Genomic DNA, 6,132 nt, shown 5'->3' with positions numbered 1-6,132 from the left:
ACAGTTATCTCAGTTGCACTCAACTTAATGAATCCTCAACATTTAAGAAACTGGTTTACTAATTGCTGTTACTGTACCTCATAACACAGGAAACTGCTGTATTGGCCAAGCTCTTTTTTGATAAATCACGCTCACCATCAACACATTATTTTCTTTCCACTGTGTTCTATCCATCGCAATGGTTAATTGTGACCCTATTTTAAAATGTTGGTTAATTATTGCTTCAATGATGGGAAACCATAATAAGACTACACTCAAAGCATTCGATGTTAAAAACCTTTGTATATGCCGTCTACGACTGTTTTGTTGTATTGGTAGAGGTAAGGTTGCTGCCAGTCTTTCTATCTTCACCTGTTTCTGATTTTGTAACAACCACACCAACATCTTTAGGGTGATTAACTGTGCTTTATTTAGGTATTTTTCTAAGAAGTTTTGGTAGAATGATGCCAGCATTTTGATGACGGTCTTGATCAAATTACGAGACCGTTCTTTTTTACCATTAAACTGTACCCTACAAGTAGCCGCTTAATCACTGTACAGTTCATTCTCAATAAGCACCCAATTTTTTCAAGGGTTATGTGCCTCCTAAACCTTTATCTGGCGGGGTTTAGAGGCGATTGTCGCCCCTTGAAGTATCGCGGCTATGTTTCTGAAAAACTTGCTTCTCAACTTTTGAAAGAGTTCGGAATCCAATTTTTTGCCAAACCCCGTCGTAACATGAAAAATAAGTTGATGCGTCTTCACGACAAGCTTTTGTCACGTCAACGCTCAATTATTGAAACCATTCACGACCAACTCAAGAACATTTCTCAGATTGAGCATTCTAGACACCGAAGCCCTGTTAATTTCTGCGTTAATGTTCTGTGTCGATTAATTGCTTATTGTCATCAACCTAAGAAGCCTAGTCTTCAGATGGAGTGGCTTTTTTCTCAAACAGCTTAACCCGAACTCATGTTACTATAGGAATCCGGTTTGATTCCTGAACTACTCCTAAAGAGGAGAACTCTTAATAGGGAACAGGTAAAAAGGAATAAAAGTGTACTAAGTTTTTTTCACAAATCAAATATGAGTCTTATAGCCTCTAAAACTGAACTAAATTACTTGAGCTTCAAGGAAGACAAACAAGCTTCCAGATAGGGACAATCTTCGCATTTGAGTTCTTGTCCTGGATGCTTACAGCCACATTGAGGATTAATCAGGCATTCAGTTAATTTTTTTGGCATTGAATCTTTTTGCCAAATTATCTCTATGGCTGCTTCTCGGATACATAAAATAATATCCTGCATCATAAATATATTTATCCTTGCCTAGGTAATCCAGATAACGCCATAACTTAACAGTACAATTGCTCAACATTAGATACAAATTTATGCTGTAGACCAATGCACCCATGCTGAAACTTTATCTTCAAATACGAACTCTCTTTTTTGAGAGTTCGCACTCTCAGCTACTAATACTTTTAAAGTTACGGTTTGTATATTTCTATTAATTAAATATCCGTAACCGATAACTTTACCTAAATGACCTGTTTGTTGATTTAGTACATAATCACCAATGGTGAACATACTGGTACTGCTAACTTCTATAAATCAAAGGTTTTTATATATTGTGTATCAAGATACAAATAAAAACCTCGTTCTTATAGCAAGATTTAACTTGGGCTTAGGAAATATATTTAATTGATGTATTTTATGTCTAGAGATAGATGGCAAAATGAATAAATCAAACTTTAAAATTCAGCACCATTAATTAATTCAACCAGAGCAGAACCAGTTTTTAGGCACGATTTTCTCTAAAGTCTGGTTTCTGACGCTTCAAGCTTACCAATTCATCTTCATCTATAATGGCTAACTCTTTTTTCTGTTTCATTAGTGCTAAATACTCTCTACGTGTCCCATCTATGCGATAGTGATCGCAAATGCGACAGAGTTTTAGGAAATCTAATCTACTGAAGACCTTTTGGCGTTCGATTCCATTATCATTTCTCCATCGCCAAAAAGTTGTACGGTCAATCCGGCGATCGCTCTCAGGCCATCTTCTGCGAGATAAGAAATATACTAGTTCTTCTTCGTAAAATGAATAACCTTTAGGTAGTTTGAGTAGTTCTTCTCTTAATTTATTTATAGGTATGAGTGGATCTAGCTCAGATAGTCTCATGCCAGCAAACCCTTATAACTTATTGTACGTCCAGTGACACAGAACGCTCAATGCAACACACCTTGAAAATACAACGTTGGATTGCAATCTGCAAAACTAAAAACGAGTTGCCTAATAATGTAGTAGAATAAACGTTTATATATATTCTTCCTACTAGCTTATTAGCGTACTGCTTGTTTAAAACAGTACTATTTTACGTCATTCAATCACACACAATAAACTGATTGATACTCAATTGCAACCCATATGCAACATTATTTTAACCATGCTATTTATAAATCTACTTTTAGATAGATGCAAAATTTTTTGTACTAATAAATGGTTGCTTCAGAGAAGCAAAAACCTGATAAAGTAGATAAATTTTAAGCTCAAATATTTTGCGTTTCAATAATGTGTTAACTCATAATTTACCTCCATTTACTATCGATATTACTATACCAAGAAATTGACATATACCAAAGTAATTTACATTAATTAAGAGGTAGCAAGTTGAAGGATGAATTGTTTAACATAGCTGATATTTGGCTAATAACCTTATAGCGACCGCCACACCTAAACTACATTTACCCAAAAATCTGCTGTGTTAATTTTTCCATTCCGATTAAACTGTAACCAAAGTTTATATGTTCCTGGCTGAGGGAAACTTGTCAAAAATTCTATCTGTCCATCTGGACTATGTTTAAGAGCATGAGCATGGATATAATCAGCAGTGGTCAGGGTTAAGGAACTTTTAATAATTACTAAATGCCCTCTTTCACCTAGGTAGGGTTGTAAATCTTTAATTGGCTGATTTTGAGCAACATCTTTAACAGAGAATCTTAAGTTTACTTCCTTACCAGCCTGGATATTTTTATTTAGTGAACTAATATTAACCTGAGAATTCAATACAACTTTCGTATTCTCAAACTTTTCTAAACTTTTAGGTAGTGGAACAGAACCAGGAAGTTTAATTTGCATTAATGACACTGCTTCTTGTTGTCCAGATGGTGTGTAATCACTAAATAGGCTATAATCTCCCGGACTAGAAAAAGTAGTACTGATTTCAAAACGCCCATTACCTTTATAGGTTGGATGTAGGTGGTCAAAAGTTGTTAAATCATCTCTGACAATAATTAAATGCATTAATTGCTCTTGAAAAACGTCAAACTTGTCAAGGGATTTTCCTGTAGAATCTTGAATCTCAATTAGTAAATTTACAGGCTGATTCGGAACTAAATTTTTTGGTGCTGCCACCTTAGCGTGGGTATAATATTTTGCTTTCGCATCATTACCCATGTGTTCAATTACCTTTCCTTGCTCATCAGTTGATAGATTATGCTGATGAGCAGCGTGATTGGAATTACTTGCGGAAATCTCTGATTCTCCAGATTTCGTGACTGATGAGCAACCAGGAGCCAGCAATAAGCTCGTTAATACAATAATTCTTGTAAGCAACTTCATCTTTTTCTTAAATATTGCTACTTGTGGACGAACATCTCTATGATTCAGATCTGATTCGTCAATCACACTTAAAAGAACTCAACTCATTACTAGGTCTGGGTTTCCGAGAATAATACCAATTCTCTAAAATGAGGCAACATATTCAAACTCCGAAAACTATGCCATATCTGACGCATCTTAATTACAAATTACGAATTACGAATTACGGATTAGCATAAGTGCTTAAGTGAATTAAATTCTGACAACCTTGACTAGATAAATAGTTGACTTGAGGTTACAAATTCGCTCTCAAGAGAATCAAACAAGGTAAAATATGTAAATAAAGTTAACATTTATTTACAGTTAGAAAACTATGCTATCTGCCATTCTCTTCGACTTAGACGGCACTATTGTTAATACTGATCCCATACACTACCAAGCTTGGCAGCAAATGTTGGCAAGCTACGGCATAGAAATTGATGAAAAATTTTACAAATCTCGGATGAGTGGTCGGTTGAATCCAGAAATTGTCAAAGATATTTTGCCACAATTATCAGCAGCAGAAGGTCAAAAATTTGCCGACGACAAAGAAGCACTTTTTCGTCAACTAGCACCCAACCTACAACCGTTAAGCGGATTTGCTGAACTCATAGCCTGGACAGAGGCACATCAATTAAAACGTGCATTAGTAACTAACGCCCCTAGGTTAAATGCAGAATTTGTACTAGAGGTTTTAGGTATTAAAGAAGCTTTTAATACAGTGATTTTGGCAGAGGATTGCACCGCTGGTAAACCTGACCCTACGCCTTATCAAGTTGCCTTAAATAAATTGGGGATTAACGCAGACAAAGCGATCGCATTAGAAGATTCTCCTTCAGGAATTCGCGCTGCCGTTGCTGCTGGTATTCCTACCATTGGCATCGCTTCTACCCACAATCCACAAGTTCTGCAAGAAATCGGCGCATTTATGGTGATTCCAGATTTCACCGATTTGCAGTTGTGGACGTTTTTAAACTCATTGACAGAACCAGATTTGAGTGCAATAGGTTCTTAGATATTAGTCAATGGTCAATGGTCAATGCTTGAAGTGCTGAATAATAATACTAGTCTCTAGCCTCTAGCCCCTAATCCCTATTGAACTTGTTCGCTGCTGAGGTGGGCGATCGCTTGTTTAATCCAATCTTCCACATAGGCATCTTTGGGCAGTCCAATGTCTTCACTCACAACGTGTAAGGCGTGGCTGACTTCATGGGCTGTATAACCCAAAGCAAACAAAGTCATTTGCACTTCCTCCAAAATCCCCGGTGCTGGGCCGCCTGTAGCGACGAAGAAGCCTGCTGATTTGCGCCACTCAATCAACTTGCTTTTCAGTTCCAAACAGATGCGTTCTGCGGTTTTTTTGCCCACACCAGGGGCTTGAATTAAGATTTGGGTATTGCCAGTGATGATTGCTTGGACTAAATCTGGTAATTCCAAAGTGTCTAATAAAGCGATCGCGCTTGCTGCACCAATACCGCTAACCGTTAGCAAGTGACGAAATAAATCGCGTTCTGCTGGTGAGGAAAAGCCATAGAGTAAAGGCACTTCCTCCCGAATTTGGTAGTGGGTGAAAATTTGCGCCACTCCTCCCGACTCTGGCAACTGCTTTGACAATCTTTGAGGAACTTGCAAATCGTAGCCTATGCCATTGACTTCCAGAGTCAAAATGACGCGATTACCGCTAACCGTCTGAACACCAGCAATAATACCTTTGAGATAGCTAATCATAAGAATCCAAAATATTTCAAACCTTCTAGAATTCCCCCAGCACAATAACCTTGTGCTAGGTATCGATAGTCAGCAGGATACTGAGTATGCCATTTGAGTAACTCTGGTCTGGCATTACCGACTATGATTCCCCGTTCATGGCCTACAGCAAACAGAGCAATATCATTACCTGAATCACCGCAGACAACTGTTTGTTCTGCTGCAAATTTCCATTTTTGACGGAGAAACTGCATTGCCTGACCTTTATCGCTTGAGCGCGGCACAATGTCGAGGTCAATACCACTGCTATAGATTAACTTTATATTTAAACCATACTTTTGTAATTTTGTCTCAATCTGTGGTAAAATTTTATCTGCAAATTCTTCTTTTAAGAAAAAACTTACCTTCAACGGGCGTTGTTCAGAGTCTGGTTGTGGTGCCAACTCAGGAAAAGACTTAGCTACTGAAAATACTATTTCGCGGTTCCATCCCGGCGAGAGAATATCTGACCAGCCTGCATCTGGTGTATCGCCGTTATCAAGGTAAATTTCTGTACCTACAGAACAGACAAGCGCATCCGGTTCGATCAGATTTTTTTCAACTTGCAATTCTCGGTAAAGCACAGGCGATCGCCCTGTAGCATACACAATTTTTGTACCGTACTCTTGGCGATGCTGATTGAGTATTTCATTCAGTTCTACTAAAGCTTTGTCATTACCTACGAGGGTGTGATCCAAGTCAGTGACAAAGAGAAAAGGTTTCATATTTTTTTCCCTAGTTAGTAGTTGCCTATACACCTGAAAACTGCCA

Annotated in this window: 9 protein-coding genes; 2 read left to right on the top strand and 7 right to left on the bottom strand. The window is 37.8% G+C overall.

Annotated features, from left to right (window positions below; all coding sequences use genetic code 11):
* Window positions 1–78: 78 nt before the first annotated feature.
* On the bottom strand, window positions 79–453 hold the full coding sequence (locus H6G76_RS03830; RefSeq protein WP_190695564.1) for a hypothetical protein: 375 nt from the start codon (window positions 451–453) through the stop codon (window positions 79–81).
* Window positions 454–576: 123 nt separating this feature from the next.
* On the opposite strand from H6G76_RS03830, the gene H6G76_RS03825 reads away from it, so the two are divergent.
* Window positions 577–942, top strand: coding sequence for a transposase (locus H6G76_RS03825; protein WP_242056301.1), 366 nt, complete (start codon window positions 577–579; stop codon window positions 940–942).
* 155 nt (window positions 943–1,097) lie between these two features.
* Here H6G76_RS03825 and H6G76_RS03820 read toward each other — a convergent pair whose 3' ends face one another.
* From H6G76_RS03820 to H6G76_RS03805, 4 genes are all read right to left on the bottom strand, one after another.
* The gene (locus tag H6G76_RS03820; protein ID WP_190695561.1) at window positions 1,098–1,289 is read right to left on the bottom strand and encodes a hypothetical protein; all 192 of its coding nucleotides are present in this window, start codon (window positions 1,287–1,289) and stop codon (window positions 1,098–1,100) included.
* 78 nt (window positions 1,290–1,367) lie between these two features.
* Complete coding sequence (locus tag H6G76_RS03815; protein WP_190695559.1) at window positions 1,368–1,565, bottom strand: hypothetical protein; 198 nt, start codon at window positions 1,563–1,565, stop codon at window positions 1,368–1,370.
* Window positions 1,566–1,776: 211 nt separating this feature from the next.
* Window positions 1,777–2,157 carry a hypothetical protein gene (locus H6G76_RS03810; protein WP_190695556.1) on the bottom strand — a complete coding sequence of 127 codons (381 nt, stop codon included), beginning with the start codon at window positions 2,155–2,157 and terminating at the stop codon, window positions 1,777–1,779.
* A gap of 552 nt (window positions 2,158–2,709) precedes the next feature.
* Window positions 2,710–3,597, bottom strand: a complete 888-nt coding sequence (locus H6G76_RS03805) for a hypothetical protein (protein WP_190695612.1) — start codon at window positions 3,595–3,597, stop codon at window positions 2,710–2,712.
* Between the two features lie 352 nt (window positions 3,598–3,949).
* On the opposite strand from H6G76_RS03805, the gene H6G76_RS03800 reads away from it, so the two are divergent.
* A complete protein-coding gene (locus H6G76_RS03800) occupies window positions 3,950–4,630 on the top strand; it encodes an HAD family phosphatase (protein WP_190695553.1) in 681 nt (226 codons plus the stop codon).
* Between the two features lie 77 nt (window positions 4,631–4,707).
* Here H6G76_RS03800 and ruvA read toward each other — a convergent pair whose 3' ends face one another.
* The gene (gene ruvA / locus H6G76_RS03795; protein ID WP_190695550.1) at window positions 4,708–5,343 is read right to left on the bottom strand and encodes a Holliday junction branch migration protein RuvA; all 636 of its coding nucleotides are present in this window, start codon (window positions 5,341–5,343) and stop codon (window positions 4,708–4,710) included.
* Window positions 5,340–6,086 carry a sucrose-phosphate phosphatase gene (locus H6G76_RS03790; RefSeq protein WP_190695547.1) on the bottom strand — a complete coding sequence of 249 codons (747 nt, stop codon included), beginning with the start codon at window positions 6,084–6,086 and terminating at the stop codon, window positions 5,340–5,342. The genes ruvA and H6G76_RS03790 overlap by 4 nt, the downstream gene beginning before the upstream one ends.
* Window positions 6,087–6,132 lie beyond the last annotated feature (46 nt).

This window comes from Nostoc sp. FACHB-152 (assembly GCF_014697475.1).
GTDB lineage: Bacteria > Cyanobacteriota > Cyanobacteriia > Cyanobacteriales > Nostocaceae > Nostoc_B.
Note: the sequence above shows the minus strand (reverse complement) of the source record. Positions and strands in the feature narration are given on the sequence as shown.